This is a genomic window from Paraburkholderia sp. PAMB 6770 (assembly GCF_057748135.1).
Window position 1 is genome coordinate 2,748,851 of the sequence record NZ_CM173238.1, and the last position, 20,766, is coordinate 2,769,616.

Annotated in this window: 18 protein-coding genes; 6 read left to right on the forward strand and 12 right to left on the reverse strand. The window is 64.4% G+C overall.

The window, feature by feature from the left end; all coding sequences use genetic code 11:
- Window positions 1-19 precede the first annotated feature (19 nt).
- Together AC3AP7_RS12420 and AC3AP7_RS12425 are read right to left on the reverse strand one after the other, a co-directional pair.
- Window positions 20-886 carry a crotonase/enoyl-CoA hydratase family protein gene (locus AC3AP7_RS12420; RefSeq protein WP_475762592.1) on the reverse strand — a complete coding sequence of 289 codons (867 nt, stop codon included), beginning with the start codon at window positions 884-886 and terminating at the stop codon, window positions 20-22.
- 217 nt (window positions 887-1,103) lie between these two features.
- Window positions 1,104-1,565: a hypothetical protein gene (locus tag AC3AP7_RS12425; protein ID WP_475762590.1), complete on the reverse strand. Its 462-nt coding sequence runs from the start codon at window positions 1,563-1,565 to the stop codon at window positions 1,104-1,106.
- Here AC3AP7_RS12425 and AC3AP7_RS12430 point away from each other — a divergent pair.
- Complete coding sequence (locus tag AC3AP7_RS12430; RefSeq protein WP_475762588.1) at window positions 1,555-3,102, forward strand: diguanylate cyclase domain-containing protein; 1,548 nt, start codon at window positions 1,555-1,557, stop codon at window positions 3,100-3,102. The genes AC3AP7_RS12425 and AC3AP7_RS12430 overlap by 11 nt on opposite strands.
- A gap of 181 nt (window positions 3,103-3,283) precedes the next feature.
- Here AC3AP7_RS12430 and AC3AP7_RS12435 read toward each other — a convergent pair whose 3' ends face one another.
- Window positions 3,284-4,936, reverse strand: a complete 1,653-nt coding sequence (locus tag AC3AP7_RS12435) for a methyl-accepting chemotaxis protein (RefSeq protein ID WP_475762586.1) — start codon at window positions 4,934-4,936, stop codon at window positions 3,284-3,286.
- A 200-nt stretch (window positions 4,937-5,136) separates the two neighbouring features.
- Complete coding sequence (locus AC3AP7_RS12440; RefSeq protein ID WP_475762584.1) at window positions 5,137-5,523, reverse strand: hypothetical protein; 387 nt, start codon at window positions 5,521-5,523, stop codon at window positions 5,137-5,139.
- 143 nt (window positions 5,524-5,666) lie between these two features.
- Between AC3AP7_RS12440 and AC3AP7_RS12445 the strand changes: the two genes are divergently transcribed.
- A complete protein-coding gene (locus tag AC3AP7_RS12445) occupies window positions 5,667-6,767 on the forward strand; it encodes an MraY family glycosyltransferase (RefSeq protein ID WP_475762582.1) in 1,101 nt (366 codons plus the stop codon).
- 199 nt (window positions 6,768-6,966) lie between these two features.
- Here the strand turns inward: AC3AP7_RS12445 and AC3AP7_RS12450 are convergent, their stop codons facing one another.
- The 4 genes from AC3AP7_RS12450 to AC3AP7_RS12465 all read right to left on the reverse strand — a co-directional run bounded on the left by AC3AP7_RS12450 (window position 6,967) and on the right by AC3AP7_RS12465 (window position 11,426).
- On the reverse strand, window positions 6,967-7,257 hold the full coding sequence (locus AC3AP7_RS12450) for a hypothetical protein (protein ID WP_475762580.1): 291 nt from the start codon (window positions 7,255-7,257) through the stop codon (window positions 6,967-6,969).
- A gap of 345 nt (window positions 7,258-7,602) precedes the next feature.
- The gene (locus AC3AP7_RS12455) at window positions 7,603-9,090 is read right to left on the reverse strand and encodes an AAA family ATPase (RefSeq protein ID WP_475762578.1); all 1,488 of its coding nucleotides are present in this window, start codon (window positions 9,088-9,090) and stop codon (window positions 7,603-7,605) included.
- Window positions 9,091-10,330: 1,240 nt separating this feature from the next.
- Window positions 10,331-10,687 (reverse strand): hypothetical protein, encoded by a 357-nt coding sequence (locus AC3AP7_RS12460; RefSeq protein WP_475762576.1) that lies wholly within the window; start codon window positions 10,685-10,687, stop codon window positions 10,331-10,333.
- Window positions 10,688-10,967: 280 nt separating this feature from the next.
- Window positions 10,968-11,426, reverse strand: a complete 459-nt coding sequence (locus AC3AP7_RS12465) for a hypothetical protein (protein ID WP_475762574.1) — start codon at window positions 11,424-11,426, stop codon at window positions 10,968-10,970.
- A gap of 1,581 nt (window positions 11,427-13,007) precedes the next feature.
- Between AC3AP7_RS12465 and AC3AP7_RS12470 the strand changes: the two genes are divergently transcribed.
- Genes AC3AP7_RS12470 through AC3AP7_RS12485 form a run of 4 tightly spaced genes read left to right on the forward strand, consistent with a single transcriptional unit; the run spans window position 13,008 to window position 15,820 of the window.
- Entirely contained in the window at window positions 13,008-14,144 is a 1,137-nt protein-coding gene (locus tag AC3AP7_RS12470) for an integrase domain-containing protein (protein ID WP_475762572.1), read from the forward strand.
- Between the two features lie 56 nt (window positions 14,145-14,200).
- Entirely contained in the window at window positions 14,201-14,662 is a 462-nt protein-coding gene (locus AC3AP7_RS12475; protein WP_475762570.1) for a hypothetical protein, read from the forward strand.
- 52 nt (window positions 14,663-14,714) lie between these two features.
- Entirely contained in the window at window positions 14,715-15,533 is an 819-nt protein-coding gene (locus AC3AP7_RS12480) for a hypothetical protein (RefSeq protein WP_475762568.1), read from the forward strand.
- A 32-nt stretch (window positions 15,534-15,565) separates the two neighbouring features.
- Window positions 15,566-15,820, forward strand: coding sequence for a hypothetical protein (locus AC3AP7_RS12485; protein ID WP_475762566.1), 255 nt, complete (start codon window positions 15,566-15,568; stop codon window positions 15,818-15,820).
- A 198-nt stretch (window positions 15,821-16,018) separates the two neighbouring features.
- Here AC3AP7_RS12485 and AC3AP7_RS12490 read toward each other — a convergent pair whose 3' ends face one another.
- The 4 genes from AC3AP7_RS12490 to AC3AP7_RS12505 are packed head-to-tail and all read right to left on the reverse strand — an operon-like array spanning window position 16,019 to window position 20,747.
- Entirely contained in the window at window positions 16,019-17,905 is a 1,887-nt protein-coding gene (locus AC3AP7_RS12490; RefSeq protein ID WP_475762564.1) for a polysaccharide biosynthesis protein, read from the reverse strand.
- 18 nt (window positions 17,906-17,923) lie between these two features.
- Window positions 17,924-18,934, reverse strand: coding sequence for an MraY family glycosyltransferase (locus tag AC3AP7_RS12495; protein ID WP_475767943.1), 1,011 nt, complete (start codon window positions 18,932-18,934; stop codon window positions 17,924-17,926).
- Between the two features lie 5 nt (window positions 18,935-18,939).
- Window positions 18,940-19,905, reverse strand: coding sequence for a UDP-glucose 4-epimerase family protein (locus AC3AP7_RS12500; protein ID WP_475762562.1), 966 nt, complete (start codon window positions 19,903-19,905; stop codon window positions 18,940-18,942).
- Window positions 19,902-20,747: a glycosyltransferase family 2 protein gene (locus AC3AP7_RS12505; RefSeq protein ID WP_475762560.1), complete on the reverse strand. Its 846-nt coding sequence runs from the start codon at window positions 20,745-20,747 to the stop codon at window positions 19,902-19,904. The genes AC3AP7_RS12500 and AC3AP7_RS12505 overlap by 4 nt, the downstream gene beginning before the upstream one ends.
- Window positions 20,748-20,766: the final 19 nt, after the last annotated feature.

Sequence of the window (20,766 nt, forward strand, 5' to 3'; positions counted from 1 at the left end):
CTCAGGCGGCTGCGCGCGCTCACGGCACCGAGCGCAGCTTCGACATGCGGCGGTTCTGCAGCATCACGAGACGCTCCATGTACGCAATGTCCTTTTCCTCGAGCATGAACGCCGACCTCACCCAGTCTTCGGTGATGTCCATCAGCTCCGCGCGCGATAAAGGCAGCACGCGCTGACGCGCGCGCAGCATCGCACGCGTGCCGTTGAGCTTCGGCCGGATCACGTCGATGAACGTGCGCGTCGCAAGATACGCATCGCCCGCCTCGAAGGTCTTGTCCACCAGACCGCGCTCCGCATACCACTCGCCCGCATGCGGCTCGCCGCTGCCGATCAGGTTTTCCGCGAGCCGCATGTTCGCCTTGCGGGCCACCAGCGAGTAGCCGCCCATGCCCGGGAACAGGTTGAATGCGATCTCCGGAAAGCCGAGCCGCGCATCGCTTTGCGCAATCACGTAGTGATGCGCGAGCGCGGCCTCGAAGCCGCCGCCGAGGGCGCTGCCCTCGACCATCGCGATCGAAATGGCGCCCGTGCCGAAGCCCGAATAGATCTCGTACACGCCGTCGATGCATGAGCGCGCATAGGCCATCAGCCGGTCGCGATGCCCGTTGCGGATCACGTCGACGAAGAAGTCGAGATCGCCGCCGACGTTGAAGATCTCCGGCACCAGCGAGCCGGTGACCCAGAAGTCGAACGGCAGGCCGGAGTCGCGCGCCACGCGCGCGAGGTGGATGATGTCCGTGACGAGCTGCTGGTTAAAGCACGGCCGCGGCGCGGAACGCAGCATCATCCACATCGTGTTGCGTCCTTCTTCGTAATAAGCCGACAGTTGGCTCATCTCGCCCGCTTCGACAAACGGGCGGCATCCAGGGTGCGATTGAAGATTCATCGATGTACCTTTGTGCAAGAGTGGACAGAAAGGGAAACCCCGTCATGACCGGAAGAAAGGCAACCGCGTAATGGTTCATGCACGGTCATGCGGCATCGCCATTCTTGCTCGCACGAAGTACCTGCACGAAATGAATGACCCGAGAGAAAACTCGGTAAGAGAAGGAAACGCGAACGGTCGAAACACGCTTAAGAATGCGCAATGTGCCGTGTTTTGCTTAACCGGAACGATCAATAAGCGGCCCGAAGAAAAGGTACGAGATGGACATTTGGCTGCCGATCGGGCATTGACGAATACACGCAAACGATTGCTCGCGATGAATCGCGTCTGCCGCCCAATGCGCGCTTTCACGCCCGGCACGGACACCGTGAGCGCTGCGAAACACGTGCGATGCGCCGGATTTCACGGATTGCGAATTTTCCGGCGCGCCTGCACGTGTTTCACCGAAACCACGCGCCGCATGCCCGATGCATTCGCTCGACGCGCCCCGCCGGCATGTGCGCGTTGCGATAAAGTCATAATTCGTCGGGATTGTGTTTGCCAACGGTAATTCGCGGTTAAAGTAGGCATTTGTACCGCTCCGTGCGCGCCGCACGCGCTTCGCCATCCGCCGGAAAATCGCCATCACGCAGACGCTGCGTTTTCCCCCTTTCACGCACGGCCCAACCATGTCAGGCAAGACGTCTCTCCTCGACTCGATCCTCGTCACGCCAGCGTCGGGTGCGAGTCCGGTCACCGTCTCGATCCGCTCGTCGCTGCTATCGACGCTATTTGACAATTTGCGTCCGCTCGTGATGTCCGGCGTCGCAAGCGGGTTCGTCGCGCTGGTCGCGCTGTCGCGCACGCATCGCGGCTGGGCGGCGCTCTGGCTCGGCGCGGAAATCGTGCTGCTGGCGGCGCGCCTCGGCATTGCGTGGGCGTACCTCGCGCGCAACCGCGCGGAGCGGGTCCATCCGGGCCGCTGGGCGCGCCGGTATGCGCCGGTCTCGCTGCTCGCGTGCCTCGCGCTGGGCATGGGTTCGATGGCGTGCGTGGTGGCCGGCGACGCGGAACTGGCGTCGCTCGCGGTGATGGTGACGGCCGGGATCCTCGGCGGGATCGCATCGCGCAACGCGGCGCTGCCGCGGCTCGCGATCCTCCAGATCACGCTCGGCGCACTGCCGATCGGGGTCGGCGCGCTGCTCACGCCGATCCACGGCATGTGGATTCTCGTGCCTCCGCTGCTCCTCTACCTGATCGCGATGACCTCGGTCGTGCGGCGCCATTACAAGGTGCTGGTCGCGCTGATGACGGCCGAGCAGAAGCACGCCGAGCTGGCCGCCCGCTTCGACGCGGCGCTCGCGCATATGCCGCACGGCCTGTGCACGATCGACGAATCCGGCAAGGTGGTGATCGCCAACCGCCGCTCCGCCGAACTGTTCGGCTCGACCATCGAGATGCTGAAGCTGAACGTGCCGTTGCCCGAGTTCATCGGCCAGGTCGGGCTTGCGCGGTTCGGCGAAACGTTCCGCGCGGAACTGATCGAGCGCTGCACGACGTGGCTCGCGGACAATCACGGCCCGCTCGACCTGGAGCTGGACGACGGACGGCAGCTCGAAATGACGCGCAATCCGGTGCCGGACGGCAGCTCGGTGATCATCATCGAGGACGTGACGCGGCGCCGCGAATCGGAGGCGAAGATCCTGCACTGGGCGCGCCACGATCCGCTGACCGGCCTGCCGAACCGCCGCTATCTGTACGACCAGCTCGAATGGTCGCTTGCGCACCGCGCGAGCGGGCACCCGCCGCCGCTCGCGGTGATGTACCTCGATCTCGACGGCTTCAAGCAGGTCAACGACGCGCTCGGCCATCACGCGGGCGATCTCGTGCTGGGGATGGTCGCCGAGCGCCTGCGCCGCACGCTGCGCGACAACGAATGGGTTGCGCGGCTCGGCGGCGACGAGTTCGCGTTCGTCATCGAACACGTCGAGCAGCCTGGCGTGGCCGCGCTCGCGACGCGCGCGATCGCGCAACTGTCGGAGCCGTATGCGCTGCCGACCGGGGCGGCCGCGAAGATCGGCGCGAGCGCCGGCATTGCCTTCGCGGAGCGCGACGATACGTTCGAGACGCTGATCCGGCGCGCCGACGCCGCGCTCTACGAGGCGAAGGGCGCCGGCCGCGGGACCTTCCGCTTCGCCCCGGCGAGCGCCGGCGTGCAGACGCGCGGCGCGGACTGAGCGCCGCTTCGGCTTCGGCTTCGGCTTCTTCGGCTTCGGCTTCGGCTTCGGCTTCGCTTTCGGCTTCGGCTTCGGCTTCGGCTTCGGCTTCGCTTCGTCCCGTCTCGCTATGCGGCTACGCGGCTATGCGGCTACGCCACTACGCCGCTAACACCACGACGCCGCCCGGCCGCTCACCCCGCTAGGCCGCCTGCAGCGACCCGTCGCGCGCCGTCCACTGGGCGGCGGCATCCCGGCCGCTGCTCGCGCCGGTGCGGGCGCGGTTCGCCGCCGCGTGCTGCGCTTCGCTCTCGAGACGGAACACCGCCACCGCCGCCTGCAGCGCAGCGGCCTGCTCTTCGAGCGACTTCGCCGCGGCGGCGGCCTGCTCGACCAGCGCCGCGTTGTGTTGCGTCACCTCGTCGATCTGCGCGATCGCCTTGTTGACCTGGGCGATGCCGTCGCTCTGTTCGAGCGCCGCGGCTTCGATTTCGCCCATGATGCCGCTCACGCGTCCGACCGAATCCAGCGCTTCGTTCATCGTCTTGCCGGCCTCGGCGACGAGCGACGCGCCTTCGTCGACCTTCGCGGTCGACTCGCCGATCAGCTCCTTGATCTCCTTCGCCGCGGAACCCGCCCGCTGCGCGAGGCTGCGCACCTCCGAGGCGACCACCGCGAAGCCGCGGCCCTGCTCGCCCGCGCGCGCCGCCTCGACCGCGGCGTTCAGCGCGAGGATGTTGGTCTGGAATGCGATGCTCTCGATCATCCCGATGATCTCGGTCACCTTGCGCGAGGACGCGGTGATCCCGTCCATCGTTTCGGTGACGCGGCTCACGACATGGCCGCCGCGCGTCACCGTTTCGAGCGCGCCATGCGCGAGGCGGTTCGCCTGCTGCGCGTTATCGGCATTCTGCTTGACCGTCGCGGACAGCTCTTCCATGCTGGCCGCGGTTTCTTCGAGCGCCGCCGCCTGCTGCTCGGTGCGGCGCGACAGGTCCGCGTTGCCCGCGGAAATCTCATTGGCGCCGTGCGTGATCGCGCCGGTGCTCGCGCGCACCTTCGACACCGTATCGACGAGGCCGTCGCGCATCCGCGTGAGCGCGCCGAGCAGTTGCCCCATCTCGTTGCGCGAGCGCGTGCGCACCGCAATCGACAGGTCCCCCGCGGCGATCTGTTCGAAGTGTCGGATGGTCTGGCTGACCGGCTTGATCACCGCGGCCGACAGCCCGATGCGCGCGAGGACGCCGATCACGACCGCGACCACCGCGATCACGCCGAACACGAGCGTCGACATGCGAAAACGCATCGCGGCCGTATCGGCCTCGCGCTGCTGGTTGGCAATCTGCAACTGCTGCAGCGCGTCGATCGCTTTCGCGTACGTCGTGTACAGCGTGTTCGCGGTTTCGCCCTGGAGGTTGCGGAACGTGTTGAAGTCGTCGTCGTTCAATGCCTTGAACTCGGGCTCGATCGCCTGGCCGACGAGTGCGGCCCGCGCGCTCGCCACGCTTTGCGCGAGACGCTGTTCGTCGGCGGTTGCGAAAGGACCGGCCATGTAGTCGTGGAACGCGTCGTTCGACTCGACCAGCACCTTGTGCGCGGCCGGCAACAGGCCATCGGTCTGCTTGCCGACGCTGAAGAGGGTCTCGTACGTGCCGAGCGCGAGGCGCACCTGGAGCAGTTTGGCCGAACTCGCATCGAGCCGGGTCAGCGCGGCGGCGTTGTGCTGCACCTGCTGCAGGCCGTCGCTCGCGAGCTTTTGCGCACCATAGCCGATGCCGATCACGGTCAGCAGAAAGACGACGAATACGCCGATGACCAGCGTCAACCCGCCGCGAATGGTGAAGTTGTTTAACATTGTGTCTCCGTAACGTCCTTGGCGGACGGCTCACGCGCCGGGACCGTCCGGAGCGCACCGCGCCGCTACCGGGTTATCGGCGGCGCGCGGGCGCCGCTGGATAGGGGGAATCCATGACAGGCAAGGCTTTGCGGGAAAGCGGACGCACTATGTGGGAGCGCGTCCGGGCGGTCGTGCACCGGCCGGGTGCAGGCCGGCGCCTAGCGCGGCAGCTTGTGCCAGGCGATCGAAAACGACGTGTCGCCCTCGGTCAGGTAGTCGGTCGAGTGGCAGTCGTTTGACAACATGTCGCACTGGAGCGTCAGCGTCTGCTTGTCGCCGAACGCGAGGTTCACCGTCTGATCGGTCGCGCCGGCGGACTTCGGCGCGAGGCTGTACGAGAAGCGATAGGTCTGGGGCGGTGTCTGCGTGTGATCGCCGGTCACGACCAGCGTGCCGGTATTGGCCGGCGCGGGATTGAAGCGCAGGAGCGCGGTGTCGGCCATCTGCGTGACGCCGGCCAGCACGACCGGCTGCGCGTAGCCGCCCGCCCACGCGCTGCGCGCCGCCGCCACCAGGATGAAAGCCGCGAGAAATCGGTTCGACATGATTCGGGTTCCGCCAAAAACAGCAGTATGAACGAGCCCGCGCCGGTTTTCAGCCGCGACGGCACGGCCCGCGCCGCCGGCGCGTTTGCGGGGCCGACGGGTTTCATTTGTATAATTCGGGCTCTTCGCTCAGGCTCGAATTCATGCTCAGCTTTGCTATCGGGTTTCTCGTTTCGCTGCTGGTCACGCTGCTGATCGTGCGCTACGCGCATCTGCACGAACAGTACTTCACCGACACGGATCTGTCCGGTGTGCAGAAATTCCATGTGCGGCCGGTGCCGCGCATCGGCGGCGTCGGCATCCTGATCGGGCTCGTCGCGGCGGCGCTGGAACTCTACCGCACGTATCCCGTCGTGGCGGACGGGATTCTCGGCCTCGCCGCGTGCGGCGTGCCCGCGTTCGGCTCGGGCCTCGCCGAGGACCTGACCAAGCGCGTGTCGCCGCGCGCGCGGCTGATCTGCACGATGGCCGCCGCCGCGCTCGCGTACTTCTTCATGCACATCGCGGTGACGCGCATCAGCGTGCCGCCGCTCGATTTCCTGCTGTCCTGGGCCGCCGTGTCGTGCGTCGTGACGGTGCTCGCGGTGGCCGCGCTCGCGAACGCGGTCAACATCATCGACGGATTCAACGGCCTCGCGTCGATGGTCGCGTTCATGATGTTCGCGTCGCTCGCGTACGTCGCGTTCGAGGTGTCCGACCCGGTCGTGCTGTCGGCCTCGCTGATCATGATGGGCGCGGTCATCGGCTTCTTCATCTGGAACTTCCCGGCCGGGCTGATCTTTCTCGGCGACGGCGGCGCCTACTTCATCGGCTTCATGCTCGGCGAGCTGGCGATCCTGCTGGTGATGCGCAACCGCGAGGTGTCCGCGTGGTATCCGGTGCTGCTGTTCATGTACCCGATCTTCGAGACATGCTTCTCGATCTACCGCAAGAAGTTCGTGCGCGGGATGTCGCCCGGCATTCCGGACGGCGTGCATCTGCACATGCTCGTGTACAAGCGGTTGATGCGCTGGGCCGTGGGGGTGCGCACCGCGCGCGAACTGACGCGGCGCAACTCGCTGACCTCGCCGTATCTGTGGCTGCTGTGCCTGATCGCGGTCATTCCGGCCACGCTGTTCTGGCGGCACACGCTGCACCTGTTCTGCTTCGTGATGGTGTTTGCAGCCACCTACGTGTGGCTTTACGTGAGTATCGTGCGCTTCAGGTCGCCGCGCTGGCTGGTGGTGCGCCGGCGCCGCCGGTAAGCGGGCGCGCCGCGCACCACAGAAATGCCTGCACGCGGCGTATCGGGCGCCTCCCCCACCAGCAGCGGCACGGGCCGTTTCGGCAGGCCGGCTCCTCGTCCCCTGCTGCGTGGGGCCTGTTACCCCGACTGATATCCGGCGCGCGCTCGCAGCGGACACCATGTGTGGGTCACGAAGCCTGATCACCGCGCCGCGCGGCTTATTTGATGATCCTGCGAACGAGATAAATGGCACCAGCTGCAGCAAACAGCAAGCCGCTGCCCAGCATGACGAGTGCCTCGTCGGACCATTCTGCGAAAAGTCCATCCAGTGCGGTCTGCGTGTTTGACGCACGCCAGAGAACCTCCAGCGACGTCCCCAATGCCGCCATCACGATAGCAGTGCAGGCAGTCACTGCAAGCACGCGCACCCGCAGATCAGGTGATGATTCAGGCAGCCTCTGACGCCATCGCCTGCACCAGCGGGCAAACTTCACAGATCGAACGGACAAGTTAGCTCCGGAATAAGGTAGTGAGGAATCGCGGCGTACACTTCCCGCGCATGTTGCCCCCGTTGAGGACTGGATGTCCGCGTGCAGGAATCTGCACCCTGTCGCCCGGTCGGGCAGTACAGATCCCCAGGCATGCAGGCCGCGAGAACAGATGCAGATCTGCGAGGGCGGCCCCAGCTCCGCTGTCGGGCATCGGGTACTCCCTCCGGTCGGTGTGACAGGCCGCCGCGAGACATCGGTAGCAGAGCGACACACCGTCAGACCTGACCTGGACATATGCCCGATGTGTATGCACGACCGTGCTTGCGCACGGTCGCTGCCTGGCACACTCCGGTGCGTCCGGATTCAGCCGGGCGCGACGGTATCAAATCCAAGCCGGTGGGCTGCAGTACGCACTTCCGTGTCAAGCAACCTCGGCACGTCATCATATCCGTCAAGAAAGCGCATTACGCTGACGCTCAGCGCCTCTTCAACCAGCGCCTGGGCGTCGGCAATCGGGCGCCCCGCCAGCAGTCTGGCGGCCTCCACCGCCGCGCCATGGCACCAGTCGATCCCGGCGGCGCCACATTTTGATTCCAGAGCACTCTCGACATATGCGAGCAGGTCCCCGGCATCCGGCAGATCGAACTTCACACGCAGGGCGAACCGCCCACCACGCAACACTGCGGGATCCAGGATGTCCGGGTAGTTGGTCGCTGCGATGTAAATAATGTCCGGGACACGGCCGTGTGCACCGTCAATCGTTGCGAGAACCCGGTTTGTCACCGCCGAAACGTGTGACTGGCGCCGATCGGTCAGGACGGTATCCGCTTCGTCAATAAATACGATCGCCGGCCGCTGGTCCCGTGCGTTGCACACCAGCTTGTCCCACGTATCGGCGCGCGCAATCAGATCAGTTCCTGTGGTTGCGAGGAACTGCCAGCCCGTGTGCCTGGCAAGCGCCATCGCTGCGATCGTCTTGCCGGTTCCCGGTGGCCCATAGAAAAGGATGCCTCGCGGTAACGTGCCGCCCAGACGTATGAGGTCGTAGGCATTGCGCAGGCGTCCCGCGAGGTTCTCCAGTACCCCGCGTGATGGCACTGGCATGACTACGGATTCGAGGGCGGGTACATTTTCCGGCAACGTGCTGCGCTGTCCCTGTACCAGACGCATGGCCCGCATCGCAAGATCTGCGCTCACCGGTCCGTCAATCTCACCGTCGCGCCGCATCTCCTGTAGTTGGGGACCAAGGGCGGCAAGGCGGGCGGCGCTGAAACCCTCCCAGCGCCGCGCGAGAACATCAACGACCCTGGCATCAATCATCTCCCGATCGAAAGCGCTTGCCATGCTGCCCCAGACGAGGCTGCGGCGCGACTCAAGGTCCGGACACGGTACCTCGATGTGGAAATCGAAGCGCCCCGGCCGGATCGCCGCGCGATCGAGCTGATCCACATAGTTGGTGGCCGCCACCAGCACAACCCGTGCATCGCGCAGGCCAACGATCTCCTTGAGCAGCGTATTGACCATATCGCGGTCCATGGCATGCGTCATGCCAGCGCCGTCCCGGGGCTTCAGAAACGAATCGACCTCGTCAATGAACAGAACGCATGGTGCGCACCGGCGTGCGGTCCGGAACAGCCCCGTGAGTTTGCCTGGCGTCTCGTTGATCCACTTCGAGGCCATGTCACCGAAAGCCACCGACAGAAACGGCACGCGAAGCTCGCCAGCAAGCGCCTCGGCGAAGAGTGTCTTGCCATTGCCAGGCTCCCCGAAAAGCAGGATCCCGTTGCGCGAACTGCCCCCAGCGAGGATATCCTGGCCGACACCCAGCAGGCGACGTTTGGTGTCAGCCATGCCCGCGATGTTCCTGAACGAGCGACGCGCAGAAACGAGGAGCTCGCTACAGTCATGCGGCCCCGCGTCGACGGTCCGCCCCGCCGGTCCAGCGTGACGCTCGACGGGATGACGTGCCGGTGAAAAGCGCGCGGTCTCCGGTAGCGCAGACCGCTCTGCGATAACAGGCGTCTCCCGCGGAGCGGTTTCGGCCACAGCCGCTGCGGGAGGTTGAGTCCCGGTAGTCGACGCTCCCATCGCGGGGGCGGGCGTAAGCTTTTCCTTCAGGGGAATCCAGGCGCGGGCGCCTTCAACGAAAAGCCTGGACTTGCGGCTGACAAAGCGCTTCTGTGTCGTCGTGAATTGCATCCTGACCTCATGAGTCCGCGGACCGGCATGCCCCGGTCCGATCAATTGCCGCAGAACGCTGCGGAAACAGGACCAGGTTCTCATGAGGTTTTGTGAATGCAACCCATCCGAAGGCTTTGCAACCTGCCTGGCAAAGGCTGGTCTGCGGGCGCATCGTGAGTCCGTCATGACCACGGACGCAGTCGTGTGTACGAGTGTCGGTCTGATCGAGGACGTGACTGCTCCGATCCTGGGCCTGCGGCTGGACTACCGCCCCCCGCCGGCCCGCGTGGATCCGGAGGCAAATCGAATAGCAGATGCCGCTATCGTCGCGCTGATGCCAAGCCACAGTCCTGCCGGGCGCAGGCAAGACAAGGCTCCCCGATGGACCATGACTGGTCAAAGCCCTGTATCAGGAGAGCCGGGGGATGCGCGGCCGTGCTGCTTGACGCTGTCTACCCCACGATGATGCGTTGACCAGTAGTACGTCAAAGCTGTGGCCGCCTTGCCGTCTGGCCATGCCGTCACAGCCCCCCCGCGTTACGGGAATCCCTGAAGCGGCACGAGCGCGTGATCGTAGCCTTCTGCAACGCAGGATCAGGCCAACGGACAAACCCGGCTATCGATATCTCATGTGCTCGCGCGTATTGCCTGGACCTGCGACAAATTGTGACGCGTTGCCAGAAAACGAAATATGAATCCCGACACGCCGCATATGAGTTCTCATGGAGACGTGAAGGACAGGGAAAGCGATACTGGCACTGACAGGTTACACCCGCCTTCCAAGGCCAAGGATGGAACGATACGCCGACAGCCCGTATGAGGGTGCAGGGGTGGCCCGCAAAAATTGTCTCGGTCAAGGCTCTCGCAGGTACGGCGCTTTGCCCTGTCTACGATTTTGTTCCCAACAACCTCAATTCCGGTCGCAAAGATACTCCGGAAAACGGATGTAGCTGACATTGTGCGATTTCGGCGCTGGCGCGCTCTCGATCGCTTCAGCAGGCATCCAGTATTCGCCGCGCTCGAGCTGGTGCACGATATCCCAGTACTCGTTTTCCAGGGCCACGTGGTGGCTCAGCCGCTTCCCGTCTGTCACGGGAAAAAGTCGCCATTGCGATGGCCACTGGTGGTCGCACTCAAGGTGGAATCGCAGGTGCCCGTCGATGCAAACGTCGAAACTGCCCGATGCATCCCGCACCGTCTTTACGCGCGCGGCATACCGCGCCGGCGCCGGCTTCATGGATTTCGTCTTGCGCATGATCAATGTCATCGTAGTTCCGTTCCTGATATCGGGTCCCCGGTCCCACCTCAATTTCATACCCACTACCGGGGCCGCAGCCCCATACCCTGTGCTGGCGCGGCGTCCCGGCTTGCGGCATGCCCGCAGCAACCTGCAGCAGCGCATGGATGCGGCTCGCAGTCCTGCGCAGGTTCGTGGAATACCTGGCGCAGCAAGCCGTCCGTAGCGAAGGGTTCCGGGCGATTTCGATTCAAGCCGTGACCCGCCAGACGTCTACCCGCAGTTTCCGGAGACGAACCTGACGGCGTGGTCACCCGCACGACAGAGAATCCGCGTGCAGCACGCAACGTACGTCGTCCATCGTCACTGTAATAGCACCCCCACCCAAGTGCCGGCGTAATGCGGCATCAAGGATTTGCCTCAATACCGCCTCCGCATCCTCGATGGGCGTGGCTTCCATGAAGCGCGCCACGGCCTCAATGGTGTAGCGGGACATTGCAAAATTGTCGCCCGCCATCGTTCTCAGCCGTGATCTTACGTGCGCCCCAAGCGTCGTTTCCGTGACGTGATGGACCTGGGGTTGGCGCGCGATGCCGCCGCCCGCATGTGTTCGCTCATCCGGCTGGAGCCCGTCGGCGAGGCAAGAGCGGGCATGACACAGGTCGCTGCTGCACGGCTCCAGCGCGCACCGGGATTGCGCGCAGGCATCCGACGTCTGCCCGGAATCCGTGCCGGAAAAAATGAGTATGTACACCTTATCAGTCTGCATGACGATCTCCCGATTACAGGTTCAGGGCCTCTCCGCCCATGAAGAAGCCTGCCCGACCAGTCTCTCCCACAAAATTGCCATAGCAAGCCAACCTGCCGGAAAGGGAGCTCCGGTGAGCGGACCCGACGCGCCGAAGGACGCACGATCAGCACACAGGCAAACGGATTCGGGTGATCCGCGACTTGGCAGACGTGCGGCCGCAGAAAAACCCTCGCAGTCCTGCCGGCCGCGACAGGCATGCGGTCTGATGCCAGACGTGTTACCGGGGCTCCGGCGCACGTCACCGATAGCGTCAGGCGCGGCAGCGCAATCCTCACGCAGGCAAACGCCTTGTGTAAGTCGCGAAACAGGAAGGGCAACGTCTCGCATGCGGTTCAGAGCGAGCGTTCTCCATTCCTGTACCTCAGGTTGCGCGGCGCCCCCCCTCGAATCGCTATCGATAGCGGCTGAAAGCACACCATCGCGACGCATTTCGTCGCCGCTACGCGGCGCCGGCCACGGGTACTCCCCGTGCTTCCGCGATCAACAGCAGGCTCGTGCGCCATCGGGATCGCCAGCCATCACCATCGGCTTTGCTCGCTCACAACAGTGAGGACAGTGTGAGAAGAACCCTTCACCGACATCAGGGCAGAGCTTTCTGGCCCCCCTCCCGGCGCCAGCAGTACAAGCTCCCTGGCGATCGTCGCTCAGGAACTCCGGGCTGCTGCACCAGACAGGATGACGCAGTCACCAGTTGCTCGCCTCGCCCGTCCGTATACCCCAGCCGCCACGCCCCATCTCGGGCCGCGCTAACGGGCCTCACGACGCAGGCAAAATTCTTCTTGACAGGCGCCGTCGGTTCGGTTTGAATTCTGGAAACGCGGACAATCGTGCCGTTGGCCTCACCGAGGCACACCGGCAGCCGTGTCTCAGGCACCTGTTTCTTCTGTGGTCTCGCGAAATCGCGTGAGTGCACTGAACAGGCCTTGAGCTGATCAGGTTTCATCAGCCTCGCTGGAGGCAAGTGGTCCATCGGACCCAAGAGAAAACGTAAATGTGAAACGGCAGGCACCTTGCGGTGCGTACTGCCTGTTGAATGGACGATTTCCGTCCGTTTCTCGAAATGTCGGTCAGGTCGACTATCAGGTCTGCGTCGCGCAGATTCTTGCGCGCTCAATCGCCCCTCTGAAATCTCCCCGCGTCGCCGGGCCATCCGGGCTTGGGACGCTCACACAACGCCCGCATTTGCGCGGCTGTCGACGCCCCACGTGCAGCAATGCACGTCCTGCCTGACGCCCGTCCGTTTATCCCGCATCCGGGGCACGCGATGGTCGCCCGGGCTCACGGGCTTCAACTCTCAAAGCACGCAGACCCTCCTTCCGGCTGACCGGAGGACCTCCAGTTAAACGCCCTTCTGCGCACTGAACCAGCAACCAACATCTCCGACGGTCGGCGCCATGCCCTCGCCCGACCCGGCGCGCGCCCAATGGCGCGCGATCGCAAAAAACGCATCGGTCAACCGGTGCGTCGTGGGCGTTCCTTTGTGCTAGCGCGCACACAAAGGGGTTGTGCTGGCGCGTTTCAGTGCGAAAGGAGAGCAACATGAGCAGACGGTCCGAGGGCATCCACCATGCGGCGCAGATGAGCCGCGCCGCGCAAGGCGGAAAAGACTCAATCAAACATCGGCGACTCCATTGGGCTGAATTTTCCCGAATCATGGCCCGTGCGGGACATACGCTGGGTGCCGTCGACGAAGTGGCGGACTGGATGCCGGAATTTTTCATCTGGTTTATGGTTGCAGGCGCAACGAGTGCCGGAAACCTGGCCAATTACCGGTCGTCGATCTCCGTCATCCAGCGGATGGCCGGGCAGGACATAGGCAGAACGACCAGTAGCCGGCACCTCCAACTCGAGAGGCGCAACCGCTCAGGCAAGCATCGCGCACGTACTCCCGCAGAGTTCCTCGAACTGGTGTCCGTGGCAAGGCAACGCGATGAAGGCGTCGCACATGTTCTCTCCCTGATGCGGTGGCTTGGCTTGCGGCGGCGCGAAGCGCTTCGCTGCGGAACATCGCTGGAAAACTGGCGTAATTCGATCGTACAAGGCGGGCGACTTCTCGAAGTTAAAGTCGGTACGAAAAACCAGCGACCTCGCGAAACCGAGGTTCTGGAAAATCACGTTTCCGAAACCCTCGCAGCGATCGAAGCCGCCCTGGATTTCTGTCGCAGTCGTAATTTTGAACTCGTCTCCGGCTGTCACAACGACCTGAAAAGTGCAAAGTCCCGCCTCAAGAGCTTCTTTGACACTCTACCCATGCGCGACGCACTGTCGAGCCACTCGCTACGGTACTCGTATGCGGTCGACTACGCGAACGCCGAACTGGACAAGGGTGTGCCCCCGCTCGATGTCCTGATCGCACTAAGCGCCCGCATGGGGCACGGGCCAGGAAGGGTAGCCATGACGCTGGCTGTGTATTGCTGGCAGATCCGACATCGTTTTCCATCAACAATGAAGCTGCCCGCCGACATTGTGCCGGCTACCGGAGGAAAAAGCAAGAACGCAGACACTTCCCCTGGAGAAACGGTTGCGACACCAGCCCAGGCTCAACTACGGAAGACGTCGCAAGCATCGACCCCATTGGACGAGACTCGTGCTCTGGATGTATTCGGCGTTAGTACCATCAAGATTCGTGGATGCGCCGCATGTAGCGACGGACCGAATTTTCCTCTCGCCCCCTGACGCGGTACCAGCAGGACACTCACAGAAAATTCATAAATTTTCAAAGGAAACTAATTATGAAGGATTCCAAACTTACTCTGGAAGCACGCGCGATTCTTGGTAAATACAAGGACAGTGACGGCGCGTGTCGCACATTGCTTCCGCTCTGGAGTCGATTCGAGAGTTTTCTCTCGGTCGCGGGCGCGGTCCCTTTTAACATTCGTACGATTGAGGAAAATTCTCTACGCGCTTACGCGCACCACCTCGATTCTCTGGACATCCATGTCGATGACGCGTTGATCGCGCTGAGTGCGGTTCTCCTCATTTGCCTGCACGCCGGACACAACGCCAAGGTTCTGCGTTCGATCGTCATTCCGCGGGTACGCCGCCCTGTCGAGAACCGCCGGTGGGAATCGTTTCGGAAACGAACCTACACGCACCTCGATTCATCACAGCGGTCCCGAAGCAGAAAGCGACGAGCCAAACGCGAAGCGCAAGCCAGGGAGGCATCGGGATCTGAAGGTTCAATTCCGATGTAATGCGCACTGCCCAAACGACATCCCTCTGACACACGCTTATTGGAGAACACACATGACGCCTCAAATTGCCGCGGTATTTCAAAGTTCGACCGATGCCGCCGAAGCGGTCGAAGCACAAATTCTTCACGCGAACACCGGGGGAATCCTCATCCCGATCGGATCCAGGGATGGCGGACCCAAGGATTCGGGCACGGCCCGTCACCTGGGCGAACAGGATACGGGTCAGGAAGATGATCTCCAGGATCTCTACTGCGGCATGATGACGTCCAGGCGGGGTGGAATCTTTGACGTGGCGGCAGAACAGAGAGACCGCGTCGCCAGGTTCATTCGCACACGACGCCCCATCCTTACCGAACTCAGGAAATTCATCGTATCGGCATCTACTGACGCTTCATCGCAGCAGTTTGCCTCCGATACGCTGGACATGCTTCGCGTAGCCGGGATTGATTCGTCAAGCATCCACGCACTCTTTGTCGGCGCCCCTGAGCACTCAGCGATCGAGGACTCGCACCCGATTTTTCTCAAGGGGGCGCACGAGGCGCAAATCATCGTATCCCCCGAGGCCAGGTTTCGCCAATCATTTGCCTTTGGAAAAATGCTCCACCATAAGATCCCGGTCGCCTCCGTCTTGAACCGCGTCGTCAATTTCGAAACGGAGTTGATTGCCGCTCGCCTCGACGGAGCACCCGAGCGGGTCGTCCACGCTCTGGCTCATAAGGTGATCGTACAGCGTGAACTGCTTGAGGCAGCAGGCGAGCTGCGGAGCGTCGCTGAAGCACTGGGATTAACGGCTATCTCCGAAGAGGAATGGCGCGCGGAGTCAGGGTCTGCACCCGCTCGCGTGCGCGTGAAATCGACAAGGGCTGCATGACGACCTGCCCTGGTTAAGGCAGAACCACATGAATGAACACGTTTCCACCATTTCAGGAACTCAAATTGAACAAACAATCTCACAAGCCAGAACCCGATATCCTCGCCGGTTTGCATGCAGCCCTCGACTCTGTCACTGCGGCCGATCCAGATAGGTGCTGGCAACTGCATTACCACCTGGATTCCATCAAGGAAAGCCTCGGCCTGGTAAAGTGGTCGTCACTCGAACCGTATATCAGGAAGAAAATTCCGCTTTGCGTGCGCAAACCACCCAGGCAAGACCTTTGACGCTTGAGCTATAACAGTGTGCCGGCTTTATGCCGGCACACAACGCGCCAGCCATGTGCTCGCGGAAACGTGAGCCTTCTGGGATCAAGGCCAGATGGCTTTCATCCCGGGCTTGCCGTCGCCTTTGAGATCAAGCCCCCGGTAATACGATCACACGCAGCGCCGGACCATCGCGTGACGTCGACCAGCCAATACGTCTCAGAGCGACGCGCGCACCGCGGCCCCGCCCGGCACACCCTGCAGCGGGGTCGCCTGGGTCGGCTCGTACTCGGGCACCCAGCGGCGCAGGTCGCGCCGCACTTCGTCGTCGGGCAGCACGCGATGCTGCATCAGCCACGGCAGCAGTTCGTCGAGCAGGTTGTCCGGCACCTCGCGCGCCTGCGCGATGCGCAGCTTCGGATGCGGCGTGCGCGTGGTCGTCTCGTCGTCCGCGAGCAGCTCTTCGTACAGCTTCTCGCCCGGCCGCAGCCCGGTGAATTCGATGCGGATCTGATCCTCGGTGAAGCCATAAAGACGGATCAGATCGCGCGCGAGATCGACGATCCTGACGGACTCGCCCATGTCGAGAATGAAGATCTCGCCGCCCTGCCCCATGCTCGATGCCTGCAGCACGAGTTGCGCGGCTTCCGGAATCGTCATGAAAAAACGCGTGATCTCCGGGTGCGTGACGGTGACCGGGCCGCCCTTCGCGATCTGCTGCTGGAACTTCGGAATCACGCTGCCCGCGCTGCCGAGCACGTTGCCAAAGCGCACCGTCTCGAACTGCGTGCGCGTGCTGGTCTGCTGCAGCGCCTGGCAGGCCATCTCGGCAAGCCGCTTGCTCGCGCCCATCACGTTGGTCGGATTGACGGCCTTGTCGGTGGAGATCAGCACGAAATGGCGCACGTCGTGACGGATCGCCGCGCGCGCGACGCGATACGTGCCGAGCACGTTGTTGCGCAGCGCCTGCCACGTGTTGAGCTCTTCCATCAGCGGCACGTGCTTGTAGGCGGCCGCATGAAACACGATGTGCGGCGCGTAGCGCGACATCACCTGGTCGAGCAGCAGCGAATCCTTCGCGTCGCCGATGATCGGAATCAGCACATGATCGGGAAAGCGCTCGCGGGCCTCTTCGGAGAGCCGGTAAATCGCGTACTCGGACAGATCGAAGGCGACGAGCTGCGCGGGCCTGAACTTCAGGATCTGGCGGCACAGCTCGGAGCCGATCGAGCCGCCGGCGCCGGTCACCATCACGACGCGGTCGCGCAGCAGCGCCTCGACGTGCGGCGTATCGATCTTCACGGCGTCGCGGCCCAGCAGATCTTCGAGATCGATCTGGCGGATCTGCGACAGGAAGCCCTGGCCGGGCATCAGCGCGGTAAGCGACGGGACGACCATCGCCTTCACGCCGACGCGCACGCACAGCGTGGCGAGCCGCCGCTGCGTTTCGAGCGGCGCCGACGGAATCGCGATGATCGCGTGCTCGGCCTTGAGCGCCTGGGTCCAGCGCGCGAGCTCGCTGATCGGCCCGAGCACCTTGTGCCCGTAGATCTCGCGGCCCTGCTTCGCCGCGTCGTCGTCGAGCAGGCCGACGAGACGCCACTCCGCCGAGCGCGACAGCTCGCGCGCGAGGCTCGCGCCGGCGCCGCCCGCGCCGAGCACCAGCACCGGCTTGCCCTGCGCGACGAGACCGCCGTACAGATAGAACTCCTTGCTCGCCCGGTAGAGCGCGCGGGCGCCGCCCATCGCGAGGAACAGCAGCATCGGCGAAACCAGCAGGACCGAGCGGGGCACGACCGGCAGAGGCTGGAACATGACCGCGCCGATCATGGCCATCAGCCCCCCTGCCACCACCGCCTTCGCGATACGCACGAGATCGGGCAGGCTCGCGAACACCCACAGGCCGCGATACAGGCCGAACACCCGGAACATCAGCCCATAGATGGGCAACACCCAGACGAGCGCCATGCAGGCGCCCTTGAAGAAGATCGCGGGCACCTCGCCGTTGAAGCGGACCACGTAGGCGATCAGCCACGCGGACGCGGCGGCCAGCAGGTCGAAGAGAAAAGCGCTGAACGACAACCACGACGCCTTGGATGGCCACATAACCGGCAAACCTCGAAATTATTGTCCGTCCACGGCTTGAGCGCGGCGCCAGCGCACGTCGACGATCGCGCCGAGACACGCCAGCACGCCGTACCAGGCGGCGGAAATCAGCCACTGCTGGGGAGTGGGGCGGCCGAGGGTCCACACCGCAAGCGCCGCGCCCGCCAGCATCACCCCGTACCAGCATGCGGCGGTGCGTGCGTGACCGCCGCCCAGTCGCACCATTCGCTGATAGTAATGCTCGCGATGCGCCTGCCAGAATTTCTCCCCGCGTAACAGACGTCTCAATAATGTTACAGATGCATCCGCAATAAAAGGGGCAAAAACGATCGCGGGGAACCAGAGCGGCCAGACACCGCCACGCCAGCCCCAGTAGCCCAGGGCTCCCGCGAGAAAACCCAGCGGAATCGAGCCCGCGTCGCCCAGAAACAGCTTTGCCGGGTGAAAGTTGAGCAGCAGGAATCCGAAAGCCGCACCGGCGACCGCCGCACAGGCGAGCGCCAGCGGCAGCAGCGGATGCGAACCCGCCAGCGCGGCGATCGCATAGGCCCCGAAGCCGAATAGCGCCATTCCGCCCGCGAGGCCATCGGCGCCGTCCATGAAATTGTAGAGGTTGATGAGCCACAGCATCAGAAAGCCGACGCCGGTGACGAGCCACCAGGGCTGAGCCGCCGGATACACGGCCAGCAGCAGGACGACCGCCGCAAAATGGGCCGCAAAGCGCACGCGCGCGGGCAGACCGCGACGGTCGTCGATCTGCGAAATGGCCGCCAGCGCGAGCGCGGCGAGCGCGACGAGCCACAGGCTCGGCGCGAGCCCGAGGAACGCCGCCGCGCACACCGGCACGATGCCCCAGCCGCCCACCCGCGGGGTCGGACGGCTGTGCATCGAACGGTGATTGGGCACGTCTGTCGCGAGGCGCCATGCGAGCCCGGTGGCGAGCAGCACCCGCAGGATCGACGTCGATAACAGCGCGGCAACCAGCGCGACCGCCAGCCCCCCCAGCCAGGATGGGATCTCGAATGGCATGAGGACTAGTTCCTGGAATGACGTGACCGATACCAGACGGCGGTCGCGCGCAGCCCTTCCTCGGTACTGAAGGGCGGCCGCCATTCGAGGGTGCGCTTGAGCTTGCCGGTATCGAGTTGCAGGCTGCCGGTCAGCCGGTCGATCTGCGCCCGGCGTCCGGCGAGCGCCGCCACCGCCCGCAGCGCGGCAAGCGGCACCGGGAACAGGCGTGCCGGCCGCTCCAGCGCGCGTCCGACGTGGCGCAGCAGCAGCGAAACCGACGGCGCGTCGTCGTCGGCCACGTGAAAAACGCCGTGTGCGGCGCGCGGATCCGTCGCGCAGCGCAGCAGCGCATCGGCGAGATTGTCGACGTAGACAACGCTGCGCCGCGCCTTGATCGCGCCCAGCGGGAGCGGCAAGCCGCGCCAGATCGCGTGCATCATCTGCAGGAAGTTCGCGCGCACCTCGGGACCGTAGACGAGCGGCGGGCGCACCACCACCACGTCGAGCCCGGACGCATCGGCGAGGCCCGCGAGCGCGCGTTCCGCGCGCAGTTTCGATACGCCATACGGGTCTTCCGGCCGCGGCTCGGCGGATTCGGCCAGCGGCGCGCCGCCGTCGCCCTCGGCCACCGCCTTGACGCTGCTCGCGAACACGAAGCGGCGCACGCCGCGCGCGTGCGCCGCCTCGGCGATGCGCACGGTCCCCGCGACGTTCGTCGCATCGAATGCGGCCTGCGGATCCGGCGCCTCGTCGCGCATCACGTGCACCCGTGCCGCGAGATGAATGACGCTGTCCGCATGAAGGTCCGCCGGCCAGGCGGCCGCGATATCCGCGAAATCGGCCGATGCATGCACCCACTCCCGCACGCCGGGCAAGCAGGCGCCCGCATGGCGCACGAGTGCAGTGACCGTATGCCCCCCGGCCAGCGCACGCCGGCACAGCACACGGCCCACGAAACCATTCGCCCCCGTCACGACGATGTGGCTCACCAGAGCCTCCAGCCGAAGCGGTTGAAGAACCGGAACGCGGACGCGACGAACATGCGCACGTGCGCGAAGCCCTTGCGCGAAGCCCCACCGCCGTGGTGTACGACGCGTACCGCCGGCACATACGCAATCCGGGAAACGCGGGCGGTGCGCAGACTCAGATCGTAATCTTCGAAATAGAGGAAGTAGCGCGCATCGAAACCGCCGAGCTTGCCGAGCACGTCGGTGCGAAACAGCATGAAGCATCCGCTGACGATCGGCGGATTCCAGACCACGTCCCGCTCGTTGACCTGGTCGCGCATCTCGTAGTGTGCGAGGCGCGCGTCGAAGCGGGCGCGCAGCCCGGCCGGCAGGAAGCCGCGCACGAACAGATCGAGCAGCGTCGGATAGCGGCGGCACAGGTACTGGACGCCGCCCGCGTCGTCCGCGACGCACGGCGCCAGCAGGCCGACTTCCGGATGCGCGTCGAAGAACGCGCGCGCCGCGACGAGCGACTGCGCGTGCAGGTCGACATCCGGGTTCAGGATCAGATGAAAGCGGCTCGACGCCCCGGCGATCGCGAGATTGTGGCCGCGCCCGTAGCCGACGTTGCCCTGCCCGGCAATGACCCGGCATGCGACGCCATGTGCCGCGAGCGAGTCGATGAGCGCGCGGGCATCGCCGAGACCGCCGTTATCGACGAGACACACCTCGACCGGTTCGTCGGGCTGCGCGCGCCGCCATGCGTCGCAGGCGGCGCCCAACGTGGCCACCGTTCTCCCCAGCAAGGCCGTGTCGGGCCGATAGACGACGATGGATACCGACAGGCCTTGGGGTTCAGGGGACGTTGCGCGTGTAACCTTCATCGATGATTCGTCAGGGTGC